Annotated in this window: 26 protein-coding genes and 3 tRNA genes; 17 read left to right on the top strand and 12 right to left on the bottom strand. The window is 59.9% G+C overall.

Annotation, left to right across the window (positions count from 1 at the left end; all coding sequences use genetic code 11):
* Window positions 1-17 precede the first annotated feature (17 nt).
* The 6 genes from PL599_RS04090 to PL599_RS04115 all read left to right on the top strand — a co-directional run bounded on the left by PL599_RS04090 (window position 18) and on the right by PL599_RS04115 (window position 2,735).
* Entirely contained in the window at window positions 18-197 is a 180-nt protein-coding gene (locus tag PL599_RS04090) for a hypothetical protein (protein ID WP_271358914.1), read from the top strand.
* Window positions 188-667, top strand: coding sequence for a hypothetical protein (locus PL599_RS04095; RefSeq protein ID WP_271358915.1), 480 nt, complete (start codon window positions 188-190; stop codon window positions 665-667). The genes PL599_RS04090 and PL599_RS04095 overlap by 10 nt, the downstream gene beginning before the upstream one ends.
* Complete coding sequence (locus PL599_RS04100; RefSeq protein ID WP_271358916.1) at window positions 667-867, top strand: hypothetical protein; 201 nt, start codon at window positions 667-669, stop codon at window positions 865-867. The genes PL599_RS04095 and PL599_RS04100 overlap by 1 nt, the downstream gene beginning before the upstream one ends.
* Complete coding sequence (locus PL599_RS04105; RefSeq protein WP_271358917.1) at window positions 857-1,330, top strand: hypothetical protein; 474 nt, start codon at window positions 857-859, stop codon at window positions 1,328-1,330. The genes PL599_RS04100 and PL599_RS04105 overlap by 11 nt, the downstream gene beginning before the upstream one ends.
* A complete protein-coding gene (locus PL599_RS04110) occupies window positions 1,327-2,427 on the top strand; it encodes an ATP-dependent DNA helicase (RefSeq protein ID WP_271358918.1) in 1,101 nt (366 codons plus the stop codon). Before PL599_RS04105 ends, PL599_RS04110 begins: the two co-directional genes overlap by 4 nt.
* Window positions 2,428-2,501: 74 nt before the next feature.
* On the top strand, window positions 2,502-2,735 hold the full coding sequence (locus tag PL599_RS04115) for a hypothetical protein (RefSeq protein WP_271358919.1): 234 nt from the start codon (window positions 2,502-2,504) through the stop codon (window positions 2,733-2,735).
* On the opposite strand, the gene PL599_RS04120 is transcribed toward PL599_RS04115, so the two are convergent.
* The 3 genes from PL599_RS04120 to PL599_RS04130 form a co-directional block, all read right to left on the bottom strand.
* Entirely contained in the window at window positions 2,695-4,056 is a 1,362-nt protein-coding gene (locus PL599_RS04120; RefSeq protein WP_271358920.1) for a DUF6538 domain-containing protein, read from the bottom strand. The genes PL599_RS04115 and PL599_RS04120 overlap by 41 nt on opposite strands.
* A 134-nt stretch (window positions 4,057-4,190) precedes the next feature.
* Window positions 4,191-4,264 (bottom strand) — tRNA-Gly (locus tag PL599_RS04125).
* Window positions 4,265-4,289: 25 nt separating this feature from the next.
* Window positions 4,290-4,374: transfer RNA gene (locus PL599_RS04130), tRNA-Tyr, on the bottom strand.
* A gap of 209 nt (window positions 4,375-4,583) precedes the next feature.
* Between PL599_RS04130 and PL599_RS04135 the strand changes: the two genes are divergently transcribed.
* The 4 genes from PL599_RS04135 (at window position 4,584) to PL599_RS04150 (ending at window position 7,870) form a co-directional block, all read left to right on the top strand.
* A complete protein-coding gene (locus PL599_RS04135; protein WP_269823589.1) occupies window positions 4,584-5,471 on the top strand; it encodes a TrmH family RNA methyltransferase in 888 nt (295 codons plus the stop codon).
* Window positions 5,472-5,547: 76 nt separating this feature from the next.
* Window positions 5,548-5,940 (top strand): acyl-CoA thioesterase, encoded by a 393-nt coding sequence (locus PL599_RS04140; protein WP_077981754.1) that lies wholly within the window; start codon window positions 5,548-5,550, stop codon window positions 5,938-5,940.
* Window positions 5,941-6,053: 113 nt separating this feature from the next.
* On the top strand, window positions 6,054-6,458 hold the full coding sequence (locus PL599_RS04145; protein WP_269823590.1) for a DUF2946 family protein: 405 nt from the start codon (window positions 6,054-6,056) through the stop codon (window positions 6,456-6,458).
* Window positions 6,459-6,505: 47 nt separating this feature from the next.
* Window positions 6,506-7,870 carry a PepSY-associated TM helix domain-containing protein gene (locus tag PL599_RS04150; RefSeq protein ID WP_269823591.1) on the top strand — a complete coding sequence of 455 codons (1,365 nt, stop codon included), beginning with the start codon at window positions 6,506-6,508 and terminating at the stop codon, window positions 7,868-7,870.
* A 67-nt stretch (window positions 7,871-7,937) separates the two neighbouring features.
* On the opposite strand, the gene PL599_RS04155 is transcribed toward PL599_RS04150, so the two are convergent.
* On the bottom strand, window positions 7,938-8,414 hold the full coding sequence (locus PL599_RS04155; protein ID WP_269823592.1) for a nuclear transport factor 2 family protein: 477 nt from the start codon (window positions 8,412-8,414) through the stop codon (window positions 7,938-7,940).
* Between the two features lie 12 nt (window positions 8,415-8,426).
* Window positions 8,427-9,038 (bottom strand): NAD(P)-dependent oxidoreductase, encoded by a 612-nt coding sequence (locus PL599_RS04160; protein ID WP_269823593.1) that lies wholly within the window; start codon window positions 9,036-9,038, stop codon window positions 8,427-8,429.
* Window positions 9,039-9,196: 158 nt separating this feature from the next.
* On the opposite strand from PL599_RS04160, the gene PL599_RS04165 reads away from it, so the two are divergent.
* The 3 genes from PL599_RS04165 (at window position 9,197) to PL599_RS04175 (ending at window position 13,710) form a co-directional block, all read left to right on the top strand.
* Entirely contained in the window at window positions 9,197-9,580 is a 384-nt protein-coding gene (locus PL599_RS04165) for a winged helix-turn-helix transcriptional regulator (protein WP_269823594.1), read from the top strand.
* Window positions 9,581-9,707: 127 nt separating this feature from the next.
* Window positions 9,708-12,686 carry an excinuclease ABC subunit UvrB gene (uvrB, locus tag PL599_RS04170; RefSeq protein ID WP_269823595.1) on the top strand — a complete coding sequence of 993 codons (2,979 nt, stop codon included), beginning with the start codon at window positions 9,708-9,710 and terminating at the stop codon, window positions 12,684-12,686.
* A 55-nt stretch (window positions 12,687-12,741) separates the two neighbouring features.
* On the top strand, window positions 12,742-13,710 hold the full coding sequence (locus PL599_RS04175) for an alpha/beta hydrolase (RefSeq protein ID WP_269823596.1): 969 nt from the start codon (window positions 12,742-12,744) through the stop codon (window positions 13,708-13,710).
* 34 nt (window positions 13,711-13,744) lie between these two features.
* Here PL599_RS04175 and PL599_RS04180 read toward each other — a convergent pair whose 3' ends face one another.
* Window positions 13,745-14,170 carry a DUF1801 domain-containing protein gene (locus tag PL599_RS04180; protein WP_269823597.1) on the bottom strand — a complete coding sequence of 142 codons (426 nt, stop codon included), beginning with the start codon at window positions 14,168-14,170 and terminating at the stop codon, window positions 13,745-13,747.
* Window positions 14,171-14,333: 163 nt separating this feature from the next.
* Here PL599_RS04180 and PL599_RS04185 point away from each other — a divergent pair, with 163 nt between their 5' ends.
* Both PL599_RS04185 and PL599_RS04190 read left to right on the top strand, forming a co-directional pair.
* Entirely contained in the window at window positions 14,334-14,789 is a 456-nt protein-coding gene (locus PL599_RS04185; protein WP_077981745.1) for a PRC-barrel domain-containing protein, read from the top strand.
* A gap of 159 nt (window positions 14,790-14,948) precedes the next feature.
* Window positions 14,949-15,557 (top strand): DUF922 domain-containing Zn-dependent protease, encoded by a 609-nt coding sequence (locus PL599_RS04190; protein ID WP_269823772.1) that lies wholly within the window; start codon window positions 14,949-14,951, stop codon window positions 15,555-15,557.
* A gap of 19 nt (window positions 15,558-15,576) precedes the next feature.
* On the opposite strand, the gene PL599_RS04195 is transcribed toward PL599_RS04190, so the two are convergent.
* Window positions 15,577-16,179, bottom strand: coding sequence for a J domain-containing protein (locus PL599_RS04195; RefSeq protein WP_077981744.1), 603 nt, complete (start codon window positions 16,177-16,179; stop codon window positions 15,577-15,579).
* Between the two features lie 394 nt (window positions 16,180-16,573).
* On the opposite strand from PL599_RS04195, the gene PL599_RS04200 reads away from it, so the two are divergent.
* A complete protein-coding gene (locus tag PL599_RS04200; RefSeq protein WP_137410646.1) occupies window positions 16,574-16,927 on the top strand; it encodes a nuclear transport factor 2 family protein in 354 nt (117 codons plus the stop codon).
* Between the two features lie 90 nt (window positions 16,928-17,017).
* On the opposite strand, the gene PL599_RS04205 is transcribed toward PL599_RS04200, so the two are convergent.
* Both PL599_RS04205 and PL599_RS04210 read right to left on the bottom strand, forming a co-directional pair.
* Window positions 17,018-17,587 (bottom strand): hypothetical protein, encoded by a 570-nt coding sequence (locus PL599_RS04205; protein ID WP_269823598.1) that lies wholly within the window; start codon window positions 17,585-17,587, stop codon window positions 17,018-17,020.
* Between the two features lie 227 nt (window positions 17,588-17,814).
* Window positions 17,815-17,890: transfer RNA gene (locus tag PL599_RS04210), tRNA-Thr, on the bottom strand.
* 213 nt (window positions 17,891-18,103) lie between these two features.
* Between PL599_RS04210 and PL599_RS04215 the strand changes: the two genes are divergently transcribed.
* Entirely contained in the window at window positions 18,104-19,843 is a 1,740-nt protein-coding gene (locus PL599_RS04215; RefSeq protein ID WP_269823609.1) for a GGDEF domain-containing protein, read from the top strand.
* 9 nt (window positions 19,844-19,852) lie between these two features.
* On the opposite strand, the gene PL599_RS04220 is transcribed toward PL599_RS04215, so the two are convergent.
* Genes PL599_RS04220 through PL599_RS04230 form a run of 3 tightly spaced genes read right to left on the bottom strand, consistent with a single transcriptional unit; the run spans window position 19,853 to window position 23,732 of the window.
* Window positions 19,853-20,962 (bottom strand): endonuclease/exonuclease/phosphatase family protein, encoded by a 1,110-nt coding sequence (locus PL599_RS04220; RefSeq protein ID WP_269823610.1) that lies wholly within the window; start codon window positions 20,960-20,962, stop codon window positions 19,853-19,855.
* Window positions 20,963-21,021: 59 nt separating this feature from the next.
* Entirely contained in the window at window positions 21,022-22,050 is a 1,029-nt protein-coding gene (locus PL599_RS04225) for an ABC transporter ATP-binding protein (protein WP_269823611.1), read from the bottom strand.
* On the bottom strand, window positions 22,038-23,732 hold the full coding sequence (locus PL599_RS04230; RefSeq protein ID WP_269823612.1) for an ABC transporter permease: 1,695 nt from the start codon (window positions 23,730-23,732) through the stop codon (window positions 22,038-22,040). The genes PL599_RS04225 and PL599_RS04230 overlap by 13 nt, the downstream gene beginning before the upstream one ends.
* Window positions 23,733-23,741 lie beyond the last annotated feature (9 nt).

Raw genomic sequence — 23,741 nt, forward strand, 5'->3', positions numbered from 1 at the left:
GTGAAAGGAGCTCGAGCATGAGCATTCCTCAGATGATTTTTTTCGCTGTCGGCGTGTTCACCAGCTTGGCCTGCGGATCTTGCGTCGTAACCGGCAAAGGGCCGTGGCAGGCGTTCGCAGTCTGGCTCGTCGGCGGTCTGGCTGGTGCCGTCATGATGTACGTTGCAATTACCATGGGAGGCGCGTCATGCCAGTGACAGCCACCCCGGCCCAGGCGTGGGTACCGACCAAAGATGTTCTTCGAAAGACAGGTCAGTTCCTCGAGAGCTTCGCGTCATCTAAGGACGAGCTGGAGGAACTCCAGAAGCGTCTCAACGGTCTCGTCAGCTTCCGCAGCCAGCCATACCTCCAAAGCTATATCTGGAGAATTAAGCGGGAAGTTGAGAATCTCGACAAACTAGCCCGCGCGTCGATCGATGGACGCATTCTTATCAGCGTGGTCGATCAGGCAGTCATAGATCGAGCCACCCCGCTTCTTGTGAAAGATGCAGTCCGCGACCTGAAGAAAAACATCGAGCACAACGCGCAGCGGCGGGCGGACGAGGTCGTCGACGTCGCGCGCGAAGAAGTGCGATCGCGATTCCAGCGCGCAAAACTCATGATGTTCGCTGGGGTGGTTTTGCTTGTCGCGATCACGGCCATGGCGTTTTCAAAGGGGGTATTTTGATGACCCTGAGAACGCTCACACCAGGCGAAACCAAAGTGATCGAACACCTAGCCGATGCATGGAACGCCTTCATCACGTGCGCGCCATTCCACGGTGACGACCTCGCCGAGTTTCGCCGCGGAATCCATCACCTTCAGGAAAAGGTATTCGCACGTCCGGCGATCGAGCACTTCAACAGGAAGGGCGGGAATGATGCGTGACCCTCACCTGAACTACTGCGCGAACGGCCACATCATGGTGATCCTCGGCGGCGCAAACTGCGGCTGCTACCCGGACGCCACCTGCTCGGCACCCGTCTACTCCTGCCGGGAATGTGGAGACTCCGACTACGGCGAGAACGAGATCTCCCGTCTGAAGAAAAGCATGTGTGAAGAGGCACGGGAGTGCGCAAAGAAAGCCCCTACGCCCGAGGAGCTACCGCCCCTTCACCTCAGCAAAGCCGAGTTCAGCGCTCTCGACGAATACAGCGCCACGCATCCTACCGGCGTGGTGATCGGCAAACGCTGGCGTCGGCACGATGGCGCCTACGATCCGTCATGCAAAAGGCCAGTCTGGATCATCGGTGAATACGTCGCCCTGTTCGACCGGGATGATTGCGCAATGATCAAATGGTACGTGCCGGTCATCCGGGTCGATGCCCCTCTCTCCGGAGGTGAGGCATGACGAAGTGGAGCCCCCAGCAAAACGAAGCCCTATCCCTAGCGGGCGCATGGTTGCGAATGCGCTACAAGCCGGTCTTCTATCTGTCAGGCTATGCCGGCACCGGGAAGACGACGCTCGCAATGCACCTGGCTCAACACGCCAGCGGTCCCGTTGCCTTCGCAGCCTTCACCGGTAAGGCTGCCCGCGTGATGCGCTCGAAAGGCTGCAGAGGCGCAAGGACAATTCACTCGCTGATCTACAACACCGAAACGGACTCGGTAACCGGCGAGGTGACCGTCACGCTCAAAAGTCCTAACTCGCTCGATGACTATTCCCTCATCATCATCGACGAGTGCTCGATGGTGAACGAGGAAATGGGGCAGGATCTCCTATCGTTCGGCCGCCCTATTCTGGTCCTCGGCGATCCGGCGCAACTGCCTCCGGTTTCCGGCGGTGGTTACTTCACCAACCAGCGGCCGGATTACATCCTGACTGAAGTGCATCGGCAGGCCGCCGAGAGCCCGATCATCCGTCTAGCCACCTCCATCCGTGAAGGTGATTGGGACCGTGGTTTCATCGATGTCGACGGGCTGGTCGTTACTGAGAAGGCAAAGCTGGAGCCATGGCTCGTGACATCTGCGGACATGGTGATTGTCGGCCGGAACAACACCCGGCAGAAATACAATAAGCGCCTTCGGGAGATCGCCGGTAAGACAGAAGAGTTCCCCGTGAAGGGAGAGCCGCTCATCTGCCTGCGCAATGACAAGCCGCTGAAGATTTTCAACGGCGACATCCTCACAGTTCAAAAATCGAAAAGCTTCAAGAAGGCCATCTCCCTATGGCTGGCCGACGAGGACCGTGGCGGAGATCCGATTAAGTGCTCGGTCCGCAAGGAGTTCTTTGGTGACGACGTCGAGGCTGCCAAGCTCCCCTTCAAAGAGCTCCGCGGAACGCAGCAATTCACCTTCGGCTACGCCATCACCTGCCACAAGTCCCAGGGCTCTCAGTGGCCGTCCGTATGCGTCTTCGATGAAAGCGCAGCCTTCAGGGAGAACGCCGCCCGCTGGCTCTATACCGCAGTTACCCGCGCCTCCGATCAACTTACATTGGTGATTTAAACTCAATCGCGCGCGGCAGGAGGCGCTCGCAGAAATCTAACTACGCATGCACCCCCAATTATGGACCAGTAGAGATGATTACCACCCGGGCGAAAGACGCCCCTTTGACAGTCGAGCGCGTGGAACGGGCGCTGGACAAGCTGGCCGAGATCATCGTGTTTCTCGGCGACGACGGCGTCAACCTCCTCCCGATCTTCGAAAGGGTCGAGGCTGACCTCGAAACAATGAAGGCCAGCACTGACAGGCTGGCCTCCGTACGTGAGCGTCTCAAACGATCGAAGGATCGTAAGGAAGGGCGACCTTCTTGATCTCCTCGAGGCGGAGCTTGAGAGACCCGCCTTCCCCATATTCAGCGCGGTCCACCGCGTGCCCCATCAGAATGCGACGAAGCTCGGAATCAACCCGGGCTTCTTTCATTCGGTCCTCAAAGGAATGGCGGAACGAATAGACCGTGTGCTTGGTGGTCGGAAACAGCTTGTTCTCTCGCATGAACTTGTTCACGGCAGCAGAAAAAGAGCTTTCCTTGTCCTTGTATTTCGGGAAGCCGTTCGGATGCTTTTTCATCACCTCGAGCGCCATGCCGCTGAGAGGCACAACACGGACCGAGGATTCGGTCTTGATCTCGCGGGGGTCTTCCGGGTCGTCTCGCGGCTCAATCTTCAGGTGTGGGACTGGATGCTTGAGATCGATGAGCTCCGGCGTGAGATTGCAGATCTCGCCCGGCCTGGCGCCGATGTCGGCAACCACGAGCATGATATGCCGCGCCTCCTCGTTCATTTTCTTGAGCTTCGGCGATTTGAGAATCGTCTCCGTGATCCACTCATGCGGCAAAGCCGGCCGCTTTGACTTCCGCTTTTTCTTTTCCTTGAACGTGAGCTTGTCGAACGGATTGACGCGGTCCGGCTCACCGAGGCGGGTGAAGTACGCCCGATAAAAGACGCGAAGATCTCCGAAGCGACGATTGCCGATCGAGGCCGTGTGGGTCGGGGCTCCTTCCGCCGGCGCAATACGCTTCAGCCAGTGATCATAATATTTCCGCGTGTCTTCGCGGCCGAGGGTTTCGATATCGATATCCCCGACTACCTCGATAAACGAGTCGACCGACTGCTGCTTGCCATTGGTCCAGCGTTTCCGCTGCCCCTCGCTCTTTCCGACGATCTCCTGCGGGGCAATCTCCTTGAGATAATCCTTGAACGCTTGTGATATCGAAGTGGCTGGACGAGTGACCGCACCCGTCAACGCCTCCGCCACTGGCCTCGTCATCGTCACGCTCTCAATGCGCCGGATGATCGACTCGAGCGTTTCACTCGAGGCTATTTCTTGAGCCGGGCGATAGACGAATCCCATAGATTTTGCTCGAGATACGGCAGCTTTGTACCGCCGTTGCCCCTCGCTGACGTCCTCGCCCTGCAGAAGAGACGCCCACAATTCATCATCCGCCTGCTCATAAACGTCTCTCAAACGGCGAGCTTGGACGATATCAGATGTCTTGAGGGAGAAGGTTACGATGTCGCCGCGATCGTCTTTGCCGGCGAGATCCGAGGGGACCCTGCGCTTGTAATAAAATTTGCCCTGGCGCTTGGCGAGATAGCGGTCCGCGTCGTCTTGGCCTTTGCGATGTCTACCCATTAGCGCGCCTTTTGTGCATCATTTTGTGGTGCGATTTGTGGTGCGAAAATTGGGAAATTGCGAGAGAGCAATGAACGATTTGGAAAATTATCTAGGAAATTCAGTCGCGTAACCGGCGATGCCTGAAAGGTTTGTGGAGCGGGTAGCGGGAATCGAACCCGCGTATTCAGCTTGGAAGGCTGCTGCTCTACCATTGAGCTATACCCGCGGTGGTGATTTCGATCCGTGCAGAATGGTGGAGGGAGTTGGATTTGAACCAACGTAGGCGTAGCCAACGGATTTACAGTCCGTCCCCTTTAACCACTCGGGCATCCCTCCAGCTTTCTGCTAGGATCGAGCGACCAAGCTCTTCAGATTTCGCTGCGGCGAAGCGCCGTTGCGTCGTCTGTGGCGCGTATATGACGGCCTCGTTCGTTTCTGTCAACACGCCCATTCACGAATTTTCGGGAAAAAATTCAAACCTCTTTACCGCCCTGTGGATTATCGCGGGGGCTGGTGCGCGCCTCGTCCCGGAGATATAAGGCGCCATGAGCAAAGACGATCCCAAGAACAAATCCACCCGCGACACGCACTATGCCAACCTGCGCCGCGCCGTGCGCGACGCCAAGCGCGAGCGCGGCGAAATTCCCACCCCGCAGCAGCCGAAGCGCAAGTACCGCGGCGCAGACGACTGGAAGCCGCCGCAGCTTGCGCCCGACCAGGTGCATCTTTACGGCCTGCATACCGTGCGTGCGGCACTCGCCAATCCCGAACGGCAGATCGTCAAGCTCTCCGTCACCCAGAACGCCTTTGCGCGGCTGGATATCGGCGAGGCGGATGCCCAGCCCTTCCCGGTCGAGATGGTCTCGCCTCAGGATATCGACCGTGTGCTCGGCCCCGAGGCCATCCACCAGGGCGTGATGCTGGAAACCCGGCCGCTGCCGGTCAAGCGTCTCGGCGCGCTGAAGGACAGCCCGCTCATCCTCGTGCTCGATCAGGTCACCGATCCGCACAATGTCGGCGCGATCATGCGCTCGGCGGTCGCCTTCAACGCCGGCGCCGTCATCACTACCATGCGCCACAGCCCGACCGAGTCGGGCGTGCTGGCGAAATCGGCCTCCGGCGCGCTGGAACTCATTCCCTATATCCAGATCACCAATCTGGCCGATGCGCTGGGCGAACTTCACAAACTCGGCTTCTTCTCCGTCGGCCTGGATTCCGAAGGCCCCGCCCCTATCGAACAGACCTTCAGCGGTGATAAAATCGCGCTGGTGCTGGGCGCCGAGGGCAAGGGCCTGCGCCAGAAAACGCGCGAAACCGTCTCGGCGCTCGCCCGGCTAGATATGCCCGGCGAGATCAAATCGCTCAACGTTTCGAATGCGGCAGCCATCGCCCTTTATGCAACGCAGCAATTTCTGGGCAAAGCGTCGTCCTGACGCTTTCCCTTCCTTGCGAAATCGCAAAGCGCAACGCATGCTGCGCCTTTGTCATTCGCACGGAGCACATCTCAACATGACCGACCAGACCATCAAACCGACCGGCGAGCTGACGCTCAGAACGCTCGCCATGCCGGCCGACGCCAATCCGGCCGGCGATATTTTCGGCGGCTGGGTCATGTCGCAGATGGACTTGGCGAGCGGCATCCGCGCCGCGGAGCGTTCCCGCTGTCGCGTGGTCACAGCGGCGGTCAAGGAAATGGCCTTCGAGCTGCCGGTGAAGATCGGCGATACCCTGTCGATCTATACCGATATCGCCCGCGTTGGCCGCACCTCCATCACGCTGACGGTGGAAGCCTGGGCGCAGCGGTCGCGTTATGACAAGCTGGAAAAAGTCACCGCCGGAACCTTCATCATGGTGGCGATGGACGAGAACGGACAACCCACTCCCATTCCGGCAGCGGAATGATTGGCGGAGCGGCGCTGGGTCCAGCGCCGCTCCGCATGCTCGGCAAGCGCGCCAGCAGCCTGCCGTCATTGTGTCGCGGTGACATTTCTCCGCAAATGTGACATTGCGACTGCATGGGATTCATTCGCAGGATCATGCAGGACAAAAGTTCGGCTGGCGCCATCGCCATGCTGGCGGTTTTGCTTTTCCTTTTGCAGGGTCTCGCCAACGGTCTGACCAGCGGCAACATGGCGATGGCCGCGCTCGCAGCGGATGAAATCATCTGCTCCAGCCATATGCCGGAAGGCGGCTCCGGCAAACAGAACCCGGCCGGCAAGATAGCCGACGATTGCTGCGGCACGCTCTGCCGTCTGGCTTCGGCCACGGCCGCCGCTCTTCCGGTTATTCCCATCGAGCGCGCGGACAATATTCTCCCCGCGGTCGAAGTCGCCTTCCTGAACGTCGACGCGGCGTTGCCGCCATCGCCGCCCAATCTGGAATCGCGCCCACGCGCACCTCCCTCCGCTCCGCAGCGCTAGAACACTGTCCGGCCTGCCGGAAAATCAATTCTCTTGCGGAGACATCCATGTCCGTTACGACCTCTTTCGAGGGCGAGCGTGCGCCTGCGCATTCCTCGTCCATAAATCTTTACCGCGCCGTATGGCGCTGGCATTTTTATGCCGGTCTTCTCGTCCTGCCCTTCATGATATCGCTCGCCGTCACCGGTGCGCTTTATCTCTTCCGGGATGAGTTCGATAATCTCATCCATGCGGACCTGAAGCGTGTGGAGGTGGTGCAAAACGCGCCGAAAGCCCTGCCTTCCGAGATCGTGGCCGAAGCGCTTGCGGCCGTTCCCGGCACAGCCGTCAAATATACCACCCCCGCCGATCCGGGCGCGTCGACGGAAATCACCGTCAATACGGCGGATGGAAAGCGGGCCGTCTATGTCAACACCTATACCGGAGAGGTGGCCGGTTCCCTCCCGGATCGCGGCACCGTCATGTGGACGATCCGCTATCTCCACAGCCTGAAATATTTCGGTACCTATGCCCGCTATCTGATCGAAATCGCCGCCGGCTGGTCCATCCTTCTTGTCGCTACCGGCATCTATCTCTGGTGGCCACGAAAGCAGACCGGCGGTGTCGTGACCGTGCGCGGCACACCGAAAAAACGGGTATTCTGGCGCGATACCCATGCCGTCACCGGCATTTTCGTCGGTTTTTTCATCGTTTTCCTTGCGGTCACCGGCATGCCCTGGTCGGGCGTCTGGGGCGCCAAGGTCAATGAATGGGCGAATGGTAGCAACTTCGGATATCCGGCGGGCATTCGCACCGATGTTCCGATGTCGGGAGACCATCTCGACCACGTCGCGAAGACGAGCTGGTCGCTGGAGCAGGCGAAAATACCGGAATCCACCCATTCCGCCGCAGGCCAGCCAATCGGGATCGACGAGGCGATAGCACGTTTCGACGCGCTCGGCCTTGCCGCCGGTTACGCTGTCGCCCTGCCAGGAAAACCGACGGGCGTCTATAGCGGCTCCGTCTATCCCGACGATCTGGCGCAGCAACGTGTCATCCATCTCGATCAATATAGCGGCAAACCGCTGATCGATATGAGCTACGCCGATTACGGCCCGCTCGGCAAGGCGCTGGAATGGGGCATCAACGTGCATCTGGGCCAGCAATATGGCCTTGCCAACCAGATCGTACTTCTGGCGGCCTGTATCGGCATTGTGCTGCTTGCCGTGTCTGCCGGCGTCATGTGGTGGAAACGCCGTCCGAAAGGGTCACTCGGCGTGCCGCCTTTGCCGCAGGAAAAACGCGTCCTGTACGGTCTGCTCGCCATACTCGCCATCGGCGGCGTCATTTTCCCGCTGGTGGGCGCGAGCCTGCTGGCCATGCTGGTGCTGGATTTGATCGTACAGTCGCGCCAGAAACGACGTGCAATCTGAAAATGAAAACAGCCGGGCGAAAATCCCGGCTGTTCCCCTGCTATTGGCAATGCGACGGCGACGGCCCTCAGAACATCGTATTATTGTTCGCCGCTGTTTCCGGAACAGGCTGGATCACGTCCCAATGCTCGGTGATCTTGCCATCGGTGACGCGGAAGATATCGACGATGGCCCTGCCGCGATCGCCTTCATTTTCCGTCGAATGGATGTGCAGATAGACCAGATCGCCATCCGTGGCGCTACGCACGATCCGCGCTTTCGACTGCGAGTTTTCCTTGAAGAAGCCGGTAAAATAATTAACAAACGGCGCCTTGCCATCCGGCACCATCGGGTTGTGCTGCTTGTAGCTGTCGACAAGGACGGCAGCTCCTTTCTCCACTTCATGCTTGTTGAAGACCGTGTCGTAAAACTCGATCACCAGCTTGCGGTTGGCCTCTTCCTGCGCGAAATCCCGCGTTGCGGTTTGCGCCAGAACCGGTGCGGCCAGCAGCGCGGGTGCAAGGGCAAGGGTGGCGACGGCAAGACGACGTGTCACAAAATTCATGGGCGATACCTCTCAATAACCGACGGTGAAACGCTGGCGGGAATGCTGCGGCTTCTCGATTTCATCGGCAAGCGCGATGGCATAGTCCTCGAAAGAAATACGGCTGCCCTGCTCGTTGCTCAGAAGCGTATCCTTGCCGATCCGGAATTTGCCGGTTCTTTCGCCCGGCACGAATTCGGCCGGAGGCGACAGGAAGGTCCAGTCGAGCTGCTTTTCCTGTTTCAGCCGATCCAGGAATTCCGCGCCCTTCGTTGCCTCGGCCTTGTAGGCGGCCGGGAAATCCGGCAGGTCGACCACTCGCTGGCCGGGAGCTATTTCAAGGCTTCCGGCGCCACCGACCACGAGATAACGGGAAACGCCAGAGGCGCGGACGGCCTCGATCAGCGTCGCGGGATCGCTGGCGGTAAAGTGTACCGAACTGATCACGGCATCGTGACCCCTCAGCAGCTCCGAAAGCGCTGCCTGATCGAAGACATCGCCCTTTTTTGCCACCACATTTGGCAGGGCGGCGATCTTTTCGGGGTTACGGGCGATCGCCGTGACCTGGTGTCCACGGTCGGAAAGTTCCTTCAGGATACGGGATCCGGCATTGCCGGAAGCGCCGATGAGTGCGATTTTAGCCATGGCTTGTTTCCTCTGCTGTTATCGTCATTAGTCTAAATAATAGACCGTAGAGCAAAGCTATGGTATCGCGAGGTTTGCCGCAAGAAGTCAGCCGCCGGTGATCTGGTCACACGGCGATGACCTTGAAGGTACTAAAAACGGGCAAGGGGGTAAGGACAATGCCGGATACGCAGACCAGGGAAATCTTCGCTTTCGAGCAGCCCTGCCCCATCCGCGACGTGCTGGACCGCATCGGCGATCAATGGAGCCTGCTGGTTCTCGAAGCCCTTCAGGGCGGCGTTCTGCGCTTCAACGAGCTGAACCGCAGGATAGACGATATTTCCAAACAGATGTTGTCGCGCACGCTGAAACGGCTGGAGGAGGACGGCTTCATTCGCCGCACGCTATATGCCGAAGTGCCGCCACGCGTGGAATATGAGCTGACCAATCTCGGCCGCTCGTTTCTGGTGCCGATGCAATTGCTGGTGCAATGGGCCGATGAGAACCATGTCCGCATCTGCAAGGCGCGTTTGGAATATTCGGAAAGCGACAATCGCGGCTGAGGCACGTTTCCAGCCGCCACGCAACGTATCCGGTCGAATTTTGTTCCGCGCGCTTCGTTTCCTTTTTGTACTCATTTTTTCATCGCCTCCCCTTCACTTTGCGAAGGACTCCCTCCATATTTCGCCCATGGCCAGATCACCGAAAAACTCCACCTCCTCGCCCTCCGGCTTCGAGGAAGCTCCGCAATCGTCATTCGAAGGTGCGCCGCTCAGCGGCAGCGTCGCCGATTGGGTGAAGCAGCTCGAGGCTGAAGCCGAGGCCGGCTCGGTGGAAACCCAGCGCGAAATCGCTTCGAAGGCGGGCAAGCACCGCAAGAAGATCGAGATCGAGGCGCGCAAGGAAGCGCAGAAAGCCGCGTCGAAGACGGCCAAAAACACCACGGCCTCCAAGACATCTCGCGGCGTATCGATCGGCGCATCGAGCGATCCGAAAACCCGCGCCGCCGCCGGTCTCAATCCGGTCGCCGGCATGGACGTATCGCTGGAGGACGCGGCCAACCTCGCGCCGGGCGCCGTCACCGCAACCGTGGATGCATTGTCGAAGCTGATCGAGAGCGGCAATCCGCTGTTCAAGGACGGCAAGCTGTGGACGCCGCATCGGCCGGCCCGCCCGCCGAAATCCGAAGGTGGCGTCGCCATCCGCATGGCCTCGGACTACCAGCCCGCCGGCGACCAGCCGACCGCCATTGCCGACCTCGTGGAAGGCATCAATTCGGGCGAACGCAGCCAGGTCCTGCTCGGCGTTACGGGCTCGGGCAAGACCTTCACCATGGCCAAGGTGATCGAGGCCACACAGCGCCCGGCTGTCATCCTTGCCCCCAACAAGACGCTGGCCGCACAGCTCTATTCGGAGTTCAAGAATTTCTTCCCCGACAATGCGGTGGAATATTTCGTCTCCTATTACGATTATTATCAGCCGGAAGCCTATGTGCCGCGCTCCGACACCTTCATCGAGAAGGAATCCTCGATCAACGAACAGATCGACCGGATGCGCCACTCCGCCACCCGCTCGCTGCTGGAGCGCGATGACTGCATCATCGTCGCTTCCGTTTCCTGCATCTACGGTATCGGCTCGGTGGAAACCTACACCGCCATGACCTTCCAGATGCAGGTGGGCGACCGGCTGGACCAGCGCCAGCTTCTGGCCGACCTTGTGGCCCAGCAATACAAGCGCCGCGACATGGATTTCCAGCGCGGCTCCTTCCGCGTGCGCGGCGATACCATCGAAATCTTTCCCGCCCACCTAGAGGATGCCGCATGGCGCATCTCGATGTTTGGCGACGAGATCGATTCCATCACCGAATTCGACCCGCTGACCGGCCAGAAGACCGGCGACCTGCAATCGGTCAAGATTTACGCCAATTCGCACTATGTCACGCCCCGCCCGACGCTGAATGGCGCGATCAAGTCGATCAAGGAAGAGTTGAAGGGCCGCCTCGCCGAGCTTGAGAAAGCCGGACGCCTGCTGGAAGCCCAGCGGCTGGAGCAGCGCACCCGCTACGATATCGAAATGCTGGAAGCCACCGGCTCCTGCGCCGGCATCGAAAACTATTCGCGTTATCTCACCGGCCGCAACCCCGGAGAGCCGCCGCCGACGCTGTTCGAATATATCCCTGACAACGCCCTGCTGTTCATCGACGAAAGCCATGTCTCCGTCAGCCAGATCGGCGGCATGTATCGCGGCGACTTCAGGCGCAAGGCGACGCTGGCCGAATATGGCTTCCGCCTGCCCTCCTGCATGGATAACCGCCCACTGCGCTTTGAGGAATGGGACGCGATGCGCCCGCTCACCGTCGCGGTTTCTGCCACCCCCGGCTCATGGGAGATGGAGCAGTCCGGCGGCGTCTTCGCCGAACAGGTCATCCGCCCGACCGGCCTGATCGACCCGCCGGTGGAGGTGCGCTCCGCCCGCAGCCAGGTGGACGATGTTCTCGGCGAAATCCGCGAGACCGCCGCCAAGGGTTACCGCACGCTCTGCACCGTGCTGACCAAACGCATGGCCGAGGATTTGACCGAATATCTACACGAGCAGGGCGTCCGCGTGCGTTACATGCACTCGGATATCGACACGCTGGAGCGCATCGAAATCATCCGTGACCTGCGCCTTGGCGCCTTCGACGTGCTTGTCGGTATCAACCTCCTGCGCGAAGGCCTCGATATTCCCGAATGCGGTTTCGTGGCGATCCTCGACGCCGACAAGGAAGGTTTCCTGCGCTCGGAAACCTCGCTGATCCAGACCATCGGCCGTGCCGCCCGTAACGTCGACGGCAAGGTCATCCTCTACGCCGACAACATCACCGGCTCGATGAAGCGGGCGATGGAGGAAACCGCCCGCCGCCGCGAGAAGCAGATGGCCTATAACGCCGAACACGGCATCACGCCGGAATCGGTGAAGGCGAAGATTTCCGATATTCTTGATTCTGTTTATGAGCGCGACCACGTAAGGGCCGATATTTCTGGCGTTTCCGGCAAGGGCTTCGCCGATGGCGGCCATCTGGTCGGCAACAATCTGCAGGCCCATCTCAACGCGCTGGAAAAATCCATGCGCGACGCCGCAGCCGACCTCGACTTCGAAAAAGCCGCCCGCCTGCGCGACGAAATCAAACGCCTCAAGGCCGCCGAACTCGCCACCATGGACGATCCCATGGCCAAGGAAGAGGCCAAATCGCTCGAGGGTGGCGGCAAGTCCCGGAAAAGCGGAACGAGCGCCCGCCACGAGTCGATCTCCCCCCTTGAGGGGGAGATGTCCGGCAGGACAGAGGGGGGTAACGCCGCGAACGAAAGCAGCAACTCCCTCTTCGCCAAACCCTCTCTGGACGAAATGGGCCCTGGCTCGGATGCGGGAAAACCGCTGTTCCGCAGGAACACGCTGGACGAGATGACGGTGGGAAGAACCGAAAAGCCCGTGCGCGGCGCGGTGCCCGACAAGCCCGAAACCGAGGCCGGAAAACGCTTCTCACCGCTTATGGAGGGCCAGCCGGAACGGACCACGGACGATCCAAGACCGCTGGTCCGCGGCAAGATCGGTGCGGGTTCCTATGAGGATGCCGGGGAGCAGAAGCGCAAGAGCCGAACCAAGGGCAAGACGGGCCGGCCGGGGCGGTGAGGTGTATGCGAAGGTTGCAAGGATGCAGTTAACGACGCTGGAAGTAGGAAGGAATATGCATCGACATTACCTTGCCGCATCGTTCCTTCTCCTGTTCGGTAACTCAGCGCTTGCCGGCCAGATCGAAGACGCCACCTTCCACAGCGCGGCCCTGAACGCGCCGCTTCCCGTCAATATCTACCGCCCGGATGGTGTACCGCCCGAAAACGGCTGGCCGGTGCTCTATCTGCTGCACGGCCATGATGGCGACCAGAACAGCTGGCGTGATCTCGGCAATATTGAAAAGACTCTCGACACGCTCATCGCAGCGGGCGCCATTCGCCCGCTGGTGGTCGTCATGCCCGGTGTCAAGAACAGCTGGTACGTCGATTCCGCCGCTGTCGGCGGCCCCGGCGACTACGAAGCCGCGCTGACGGGTAACCTGCGCCACCAGATCGAAAAAACCCTGCCCGTGCGCAAGGATCGTGAAGGCCGCGCCATTGCCGGTCTCTCCATGGGCGGTTTCGGCGCCCTGCATCTGGCCTATGGCCATGAGGACCTCTATGGCGCCGTCGCCAGCCTGTCCGGCGCCATCTGGCAGAACGTCCCCGTCTCCGATCTCGACAAAACGCCCGCCGAATTGAAGCTCATTCAGGACAGCGCCTTTTTCCATCAGGTCGACCGCACCACAATCACCAGCGGCATCGTGCTGCCGTCCACCGGCGACCATTTCTCCGGGGCCTTCGGCACGCCTTTCGATGCGAGGCTCTTTAACGAGAAAAACGTCTTCACCCTCGTCGCCCAGCATGTCGCCGAAAACGAGGATCTGCCCGCCACCTATCTGACCGTCGGCGATGATGACGGCTTCTTCCTCTGGCGCGGCGCCATCGCCCTGCACGAGACGCTGCAGGCTGACAAGCGCAAATCCGAGCTGCGGGTGACCGATGGCGATCACGTCTGGTCGGTGTGGAAGGTTTCGATCATCGATGCACTGAAGTTTATCGATGGGGAGTGGGACAAGGCTGCGGATATCGCCGGGGATTGAGGCGCGACCCACCCTCTCAAACGAGACAGATCGATCATCTCATGGGCCGCTTCTTCCCGCTCTTTTCCGCAAGGTTCAACGCCACCGCAGCCCGTATCAACCCCGCCAACGCCTCCTCATTCACGACATCCCCGTCGTGAAAATCAATCGCCCGCCGCGTATTGCCTTCCAGGCTGGAATTGAACAGGCTGGCCGGGTCTTCAAGCGAAGCGCCCTTCATAAATGTCATCTTCACGGCGCGCTTGTAAGTTTCACCCGTGCAGAGGATTCCGGTATGTGACCAGACCGGCACGCCGCGCCATTTCACTTCCTCAATCACCCCTGGATCGGCCTTCAGGATCACCGCACGGATGCGTGAGAGTAGATCGCCGCGCCAGTCGGCCAGTTCCGCAATTTTTCGGTCGATGAGGTCGGAGGCCGCGATCTCCTCCGCGTCTTTTTCCGTAACCTTTTTTGCCATGATGCCCTCCTGATTTCGCCGCGAGGCCACTCCCGACCTGCTGTGCCTCTGTTCCGGCTTTCAACATAGACGAAATTTTCCTGTCCTCCCATGAGGAACCAAATCCGCCTCCCATCGTTTCCTCCCCGAACGCAACGTTCAGCATACAAAGGGAAGAAACATCATGAAAATCAATGTCATCGCTCTCGCTGCGGCAGCAGCGCTCTCCTCTTCCGTGGCTTTTGCCCAGACGGCCACGACTGCTCCTGCTGCCGGCGCGGACGCCGCTTTGTCCGGCCCCGGTATTACCATGGGCACCAAGGCCAGCGCCCCGCTGAAGTTCGTCAACGTTCAGAAGACCGACCTTACCGCCTCCCAGCTCGATGGCATGGACATCTATAACGCCCAGAACGAAAACATCGGCGAGATCGAAGATGTCGTCATCGGCGACGGCAAGTCGGTGATCGGTCTGGTCGCCAGCGTCGGCGGCTTCCTCGGCATCGACAAGAGCTATGTGGTGCTCGACCCGGCTTCCGTCGCTGTTCACAACGACAACGGCACCTGGAAGGCCTATGTCGACACCACAAAGGAATCGCTTCAGAACGCTCCGAAGCTCGATTACGACAAGCTGGACGACTGATTACCCCTGCAGTCCGCAAGCTTGTCCCCCCGCGCACTGTCGCGGGGGTTTTCATATGTGGCGAGTTATCGGAAAACCCGGCGCTCGCCGCCGGACGGCACTTGCCTGACGGCGCGCCTCTCGCCTATCTTCGGCGCGCCAATCACCAAGGATCGTTGCGTGCCCGCCAATAGCCTCTTTTCCTTTGCCATCAGCACCACCATCGCGCTCTGCGCCCTGCCGCTGTCAGCGCAGGCGGCCGACTGGAAACCGGCCGAGCAGATAAAAACCTATGCCATCAGCGGCAATACGGGCGGTGCGCTTTATCAGTCGATCGGCGAGCGCGGTCCGACCGCCGGCGTGCAGGCCATTGCCCACACCACTTTCAAGCTGACATGGCGGCGGGACTATCGTCCGCAGCCGGATGGCGCCTGCGTGCTGGCCACCGCGAGGCCCAATCTCACCATCATCTACACCTGGCCGAAAGCGCCCGCCAATCTGCCGCCCGCCGTCGCCGCCAGCTGGAGGAGCTTCATTTCCGGCGTGGAGACCCACGAGCGCGTCCATGGTGACCACATTCTCGACATGGTGAAAAAGATCGAAGCCTTCAGCATAGGGCTGCGGGCGGAGAACGATCCAAAATGCCAGAAGGTGCGCGCCGTTCTGCAACAACGCCTGGGTGAGCTTTCCAACGAGCAGCGCCAGCGCGGCCGCGATTTCGACCGGGACGAGCTTTCTCCCGGCGGGCGGGTGCATCAACTCATCCTCGCCCTCGTCAACGGCCCCTGAACGGCCCCTGAACGGTCGTCTATTCGGCCGCCTCGCCTTTCAGCAAGGGCTCGGCCAGCGTCACGCTTTCCAGCTCGTAGGAATAACCTTCAAGCATCGTATAGGCTTGCTCGATCGCCTCGATCTGGATTTCGGCATTGCGGATGGCTTCGGCGATGGACTGGCTGCGGGCGCGCAGCATGGAACTCAGCACATCGGTTTCCGGCTTGCGGCCCAGACGGTCCATATGTTTGCGAACCCGGGTACGATGCCGTTCCAGCTCGAGAATATGGAAACGGCTTTTCAGAATATCGTCGGTCAGCTTGCGGCGCATGGCGGCCACGGGGTCGAAACTGCCGGGTTCGCGCTCATCCAGAATGAATTCATTCACCAGCGTTTCCAGCATCAGCAGGCCCTTGAGGTCCTTGGCGTCGGCAAGCTGCGGATCGTAGCCAGTATCGTCGAATACCTTGCGGCGCACCGGATCCTTCAGCAGCTCATAGGCCGTCTGCAGGCGCGCGAATTGCTCGCCATCGCCACCGCTGTCGGGATGCGCGGCCTTGGCCACCTTGCGGTAGGCCGACTTGATCGCCGCCTCGTCGGCATCGCGCTCCACGCCAAGCAAAACATAGGGATCAATCACAAAAACACCTTCAAACGCAAACTGTTACCCGCACGCCAACACCGCTCCCGTCTGGCACGCGGGCGGATCATAGGCCAATTCCGCCCGGCGCGGCACCCCGCCCCTGCGGTTAAACCGGCAAAGCCCACACAAAGCCTCGCGGCGCGCCGCATCGCAACGGACGGAACAGCCCTTGATGCCGAAATTTGTCCGACCCAAGGCGACTATAATGACAGGCGGGACAAAATTGTGGAAAGCCGTGCAAAACATGCCGCACGGTTTTGCACAGCGCCTGCCGCAACCGGCCGGAAAACACCACCGGGAGAAGCGTAACAGGCGCGTTTTCAGGGGGTTATGGTGGAAAGACGCCAACGGGTGTAAGCTTGGCTTTTGGATTGGGAGGGAGGACGATCCGATGCCGCAAACGATTACCCAGACCGTCACGGACTATGTCCATGCCATGGCCTATGCGGATGAGAGCCTGATGCGCGACGTTTTCGATCCGCGCGCCAGCATCGTCGGAACCTTCGAAGGCGAAATCGAATGGTTGTCCCTGGAAGATTTTGTCGACCAGTTGCGCAAAAGCGAACGCGGCCTGCCCGATCACGATCCCGCTTTTGAAATCATGGGCATCGACAAGGAAGGCGACAGCGCTTCTGTGAAGCTGACGACCCGTTTCGACGGTATGGATTTTTACGAATATCTCTCCCTGCTGGAACGCGACGGCAACTGGTTTATCGTGCACAAGCTCTATCACATAAAGCCGTAGGCCTCGTCGAAAGCGCCACCCCGCATTGTGCGCTTGCGCATTCCACTTGCAGCCGCGGCTCGCGATCCGGTTATTCTGCCGCTGAATGAACTAGAACAGGTCGCTGTAGATCGCCGTTATCCAGAGGGCGTTAAAGAAGAGCCAGATAACACCGAGCCACATGATTTTGCGGCTGCTATCGGTTCTCATCGCCACGACAGCAATCAGCAGACCGCCGACTATCCTTGCCAGATACCATGGCCCAAGCTGTTCGAAATGCTCCCTGCCCTTGATGTAGGTGTCCACCAGATCGAAGACGAACGAGGCGGCAAAAAGGGCAAAGAACGCATGTCGCCTGCGCACGAAAAAACTTTCCCGTTCGGACAATTCCTGAATGTGATCGGGATAAAGCAGCGTCGACATCAAAAAGAAAAGCGACGTGTAGACCAGAACGAAGATGTATATCCAGAAATTCCAGTTGTGGATGAGCCGCAGGGCAAACTCCCACCACCAGAAATGGACAGCTCCAAGAAGAAGGGCAATCGACCATACGATCTGCGCATGCATACGGTCGGTTTTCTGCGGCTCTTGCAGCCTTCTGGAAAGTCCGGACAACACCCTGGTAATGGCCAGACCGAGGATGAGGCTTACCAATATCCGCAAATGACCATATGCATCCATTGAAAGCGCCCGCTGTTGCTCAACTTATCCGCCGAACAATATGCTTAAACCTTCGGGCTTTACAACTCTGGCGGACGCCCCGCCCTTGCCGATCTCGCCTTATAGTGGGAAGGACCGGCCTCCTGAAGCGAAAGTCCCGCGGGACTGGCAGGACGGAAGCCGCAAAGCCCGCCCGTCACGCGGCGCGTTCAAGCAAATAGATTTCAAGATAAAGGGATTGATTTTACTGGTGCCCCCGGCAGGGTTCGAACCCGCGACCCCCTGATTACAAATCAGGTGCTCTACCAACTGAGCTACAAGGGCAAGCCAGTACCTTGCCAACTATCAGATTCTGACTTGGTGTAAAGCAAAAACTGACGCCATGGCATCGACAGACCGCTTTTCCACACCGTTGCCAGCCGGTCTGTTTGCATGATCGCGATTGTAGCAAAGGGCCCGGAAAATAAGCGAAGTATTTACGCAGCGCCACTAGAATGGCGATGAAACATGACCATTCCAGTGAGAACAACGCATCATATGCGCGCGAGCATACAGAAAATCCAGCTGACAGGCACGATCATCATCGCCGTAAGCTCAATCCTGCTGGCAACCCTTGCCGCGCTGCCCAGCGTCTACAATTATATACGTTATCGCACCAATGCCGCGCAGCTCACCCGCTTTGAAACCGCTCTCCAGTCCGCATGGCTGGTATCGGCAGAGCGAGGCCCCGCCAATAATCTGATGGGCGCATCCGTGCCGGATGAGGGGCTGATCGAAGGGCTTGCGACCGCGCGCAAGGCAACGGACGACAAGCTGTCGGAGCTGGAGAAATCCTTCACCGAAGATATCAGAACGCAGCCCGAACTGGCGAAGTCACTTGCTGAAACCCGCCAGGCTCTCAAACAATCGCGAGAACTGGTCGATCAGGTCGCCGCGCTCTCCCCTGACGTACGCAACCACGGCGCGATGTCCAACGCGATTTCATCGATGTTCAGGGCGGCGGACAGCGTCAACCTGCTGCGCGGCAGGGCCGCACGCGCCATCATCAAGGCAACGCCCGACGTGGCGATCGACATCGCACTGACGGGTACGGCGGGCGTGATGCGGGACCGGATCGGCCGCCTCGGCTCTTATGTCATCATGAGTCTCAAGGCGAACAGGCAGGAAAAGCTCCGTTATCGCGCCAAGTTCGACACCGAGATGCAGAGCCTGCTGTCGCTGAAAGCATCGCTGACCAATTATACCGCCGCCTATCTGTCGACGCCGCGACTGGACGCGGCATTGCGCGATCTTGAAACCCAATATTTCAGTCAGGCTTTGCTTTACGCGCAGAATACGATCGTGATGGCCGTGCCATCCGCCCAGCCAAGCGCTCTTGAATTCTCCAGAAACTATATTGCAGGCATGCGGTCGTCCGACACGTTGCGCGACCTCATACTGTCCGAAACGCGCGCGCGGATCGAAAGGAAAAAGCACGAGGCCCTGATCTACGGCGGAACGTCGCTCTTTCTCGCCGGCATTGCTGTGCTGGTGCTGTTGCGGCTGACATCGGTTTACAAAACCGCGCTGTTCCGGCCGATGCAATCCGTTCAGGCGCAGATCGCCGCCATCGCCGGCGGTGATCTTTCCGAGGGCAATCATGAGGACAGGGTTGCTCCGGAAGTGAAGAAGATGTTCGAGGAACTGGATTTCCTGCGCGAACAGCTTCGCCAGAAGGGCGAAATGGAAAACCAGCAGCGTGCGCTGGCCGAACAGTTGCGCACCCTTTCCGAAACCGATGCGCTGACGGGCGTTTTTAACCGCCGCGCACTCGAAAAGGCGGTTCGCTCCATATTGACGGGCGAGGAGCAATGTCAGTCGCTCGGCGTGATGATTGTCGATATCGACCATTTCAAATCGATCAACGACCGTTACGGCCATGCCATGGGTGACATCGCGCTTCAGAAGACCGCGAGCCTGTTGCGCAGCGCTTTGCGCAAGGATGATATTCTTGCCCGATATGGCGGCGAGGAATTCGTCGTCGTGTTGCAGAATGTCAGCCACGCCACGGCGACGGCGACGGCCGACCGCCTTCGCCGCCTGATCGAATCCCAGACCATCGACGCGCAAAGCGGCCTGTCACTGACGGCAAGTTTCGGCGTGGTCTGGCAGGAAGCACGCGCGATCAACAGTTGGGACGAGTTGATCGCCATCGCCGACGACCGGCTTTACGAAGCCAAGCGTGCGGGCCGCAACCGGGTCTGGGCAACCTATTTTCCAAAGGTCGCGAACGGCTAGGAGCATCGCCTAGATCAAATCCAGCGTCATGACCACGGGGCAATGATCGGAAGCCTTCGGGCGATCCCAGCCGGTGCGGGGATAACGTTCGACCTCTTGTCCCGGCGGGAATATCGTTCGGAAAGGCTGTCCATTGCGAATGATGTCGGGAACATGTGTAGCGTTCGTCTCCGCCAGACGCGGGGACAGCCAGATATAGTCGAGCTGGCACAGATGCTGTTCCTGCGGCCCGCGTGAATGGTAGAGCGTCCAGCGATCCATGACGTCGCGGCGCGTCATCGGATTGACCACGAAACCATCGGCCGTGAAGATATCGAGCGCACTGCGCTCCTCCTCGACCGGCGCGAAGCTGTAGCCACTGCGCCTGTCGCCGGAAATCGCGACACGCTCTTGATAATCATTCATATCGCCGCAGATCGCGAAATTCTTGTTGCGGGTACTGCCCACGCCCCAGCGGTTTTCAATGATGCGGCGCACGGCCATGGCCTCCGCCTCGCGGATCGGCATGGTGGCGATGCGGGCGTCGACCGCATCGCGGGCATTGGTCATGGATTTGAAATGCGTGACGTAAAGCGTCAGCGGCTTGCCGCCGATCCGCAGATCGATTTCCAGGCAATCCCGTTTGAAAATCTTGTCGTCGATCTGGTTTGTGGCGGCAAGCGCGGGATTGAAGAGATCGAGATTGCGATAGGTGAGCGCGGCATGGCTCTTGATATCGACCACCTCGATCCTGTCGCCGTCGCGCGTCTCTTCGCGCATGACGACGGCCACATCGATGCCGCGGCCGTCATTGCCCTCAACCAGATATTTCTGCAGGTAGCCATTGCCGACCATACGATAGAGATAACCATATTCGAAGGCCTGCAACGCGGCCATGTTGTCCACTTCCTGCAGGCAAAGGATATCGGCGTCCGCATCGGCGATGGCGAGCGCCGAAAGCTGGCGCGTATCGTCGGTGGAAGCCACCATCCGCGCGCTTTCCAGCGCCTGATAGGTCGCCTCATCCCTGATATCGAAGAGCTGGATCGCCCTGTCGCGCCGCGTCTGGTTGCGAAAACCGGTGAAATCGAAACGGGTGAGAAGATTTTCGATATTGAAGGTGGCGAGCCGAAGCGACATGTTTCGTTCCTGTTGCTGGACGGAAAGCTTAGCCGCTCAAACCCTGCCTCGCCAATAGCCTAAAGCCGCCATGCCGCACGAATTGCAACGGGCAACCGGTCGCCTATGGCCACGGCTTCCCGTGAATAGGCCCGGAGCGCCTGCCCATCCGGCAGATCGAGACGAAGGGCATACCGCTCCCCCTCGTAGAGAACCGAGGTGACGGTGCAATCGATACCCTCGGCATCCCGCAACACATCCTGCGGCCGCACGAGAATATCTGCCAGCGGTAATTGCGCCCCGCTCTCCATCGCGGCCCGAAGCCCGGCCCAGTCGAGATCGCGCGATGCTCCGTCCGGCACCGGCAGGCGGAGGATAGCACCCTGCCCCACCAGCGAGCCGACGAGCCTGCCTTCAGGCCGCGCATAAAGCTCCGCCGGCGGCGCAATCTGCAGCAGCTTGCCCTGCGACATGACGGCGACATCGGTCGCCAGCGCCATGGCTTCCGCCTGATCGTGGGTGACGTAAATCATGGTTGCGCCGGAGCGGGCATGGAATTCCCGAAACGTCTCCTCCATCTCCTGCCTGAGATGCCGGTCGAGATTGGCGAGCGGCTCATCGAGCAGCACCACGTCAGGCTCGGTAACGAGGCAACGGGCAAGCGCCACACGCTGCCGCTGGCCGCCGGACAATTCGGCGGGACGGCGCTCCGCAAAACTCTCGAGGCGGACAGCGGCCAGCGCCTGGCGCACCTTCTCGCGATATTTCTCGCCCGAAATACCACGCACCTTCAGGGGATAACCGGCATTGTCGGCAACCGACATATGCGGCCACAGCGCATAGGACTGGAACACCATCGCCATATTGCGACGCTCCGGCGGTACCATGCTGCCGGCATCGGCCAGCACCCGCTCGCCGAGCAGGATGGAACCGTCGGTCGGTTGTTCGAAACCGGCGATCATGCGCAGCACGGTCGTCTTGCCGCAGCCGGAAGGCCCGAGCAGAGCGAGAAAACCGCCTTCCCGCACGGTAAGCGAAACATCGTCGACGGCTGGCTTTGAACCGGTATCGAAACTTTTCGACAGGCGGTTGAGGATCAGTTTCGCCAAGGGACCACTCCTTTCGGCAGATAGCGCCCCAGAATTTCCAGCAGAGCCATGAGGAAAATCACCATGATGACGACGAGCACCGAAAGTGCGGAGGCAAGATCGAAGCTGCCGCTGTCATCGAGATTGTAGATGAGCACGCCGAGCGTCTGCGTGCCGGCGGACCACAGCAGCGCCGACACCGTCAACTCGTTGCAGGCGATCAGGAAAACAAGGATGACCGAAGCGCCCGCCGCAGGCCCGACCAGCGGCAGGATGATATCCTTCAACCGCCGCCAGAAACCGGCGCCGGAGAGCCTTGCTGCCTCTTCCAGCGATGGATCGAATTGCAGGAAGGCGCTGACCATGGGTTTCAGGCTGACGGCGAAGAAGGAGGAGAAATAGGCGAGCAGAATGATCCAGATCGTGCCGTAGAGCGTGATGCCGACAAGCGGGATGGGAGCGGCGAAAAGCAGCACGAAGGAGACGGAAATCACCACCCCCGGCAACGCATAGGGAATATCCACCAGCGCCGAGAGCAGGAACATGAAACGGCTTTTGCCGCGCACCAGGAAATAAGCCGTCAGCACCGTCACCGCAAGGAGACATAAGGATGTCGCCGTCGCGAGAAACAGCGAATTGCGGAACGCCGTGCGGGTCACGCTCTGCCGATAGAGCAACTCCTCATAGGCATGCAGCGTCGCCGTCTTGAGGCTGAGCGGCACGCCATAGGCGGGCGCAAGCGAGCTTGCCACCAACGCCGTCAGCGGCGCCACCAGCATGAAGAACAGCACAAGCCACAGGGCAAGCTCCGCTGGCACCCGCCACAGCCCAAGCCGGAATGTCGCCGCCTTGCCGGAAAGACCGATGATGCGATAGTCCCTGCCCTTCATCGCCCGTTCCTGAAGCGCAAGCCCGGCGACGGAGATGATCGCGATCATGGTGGAGAGAATGGCGATATCGCCGAATGTGCTGGTGCCGAAACTGGCAAAACGGCTGTAAATCAAGGTCGGCAAAGTGAAGATCGAGGCGGGGATGCCAAGGATCGCCGGAATGCCGAAATTGCCGACATTGGAGACGAAGGAGATCGCCGCCCCGGCGATCAATCCCGGCGTCGACAGCGGCAGGATAATATCGAACAGCACCCGGTGCGGCGAAGCGCCGGAGAGCTTGGCAGCCTCGATGCCGTCCTGCGGCAAAGCCAGCAGACCGGCGCGCAGCGACAGATAGACGAGCGGCGCATGCTGCACACCGAGCAGAAGCGCGATGCCCGTAACCGAATAAAGCGGCTGCGGCGAACCCAGTGCCGGCGCAAGGCCGATGGCCTTCAACAGCGTGCTCGACGGCCCTGTCATGCCGATCCACGACAGCGCCGTCACCTGCGGCGGGATCATCATCGGCAGCATGAACAGGAAACTTAAGATCGACTTGCCGCGGATGTCGCAGAGCGTCAGCGCAAGCGCAAAGGCGCCGCCGATGGCAAGTGAAATCAGCATGCCGAAAAACGAGGTGGAGAGCGTGTTCAGCGCCGCATCCCAGAGAGCGGGATCGGCCAGAAGCCGCCATATATCACCATTCAGTGATGAGACGATGCCGGTATAGGCCAGCCGCCCGAGCGGCAGGGCGCTCAGCGCGAAAACGACACTCACGACAAAAGGAAACAGCCAGCGCGGCTGGCTGCTTCCATAGGCATTGGAACGGGTCATTCCGCTATA

Source organism: Agrobacterium sp. ST15.16.055, assembly GCF_027956555.1.
Taxonomy (GTDB): Bacteria; Pseudomonadota; Alphaproteobacteria; order Rhizobiales; family Rhizobiaceae; genus Agrobacterium; species Agrobacterium salinitolerans.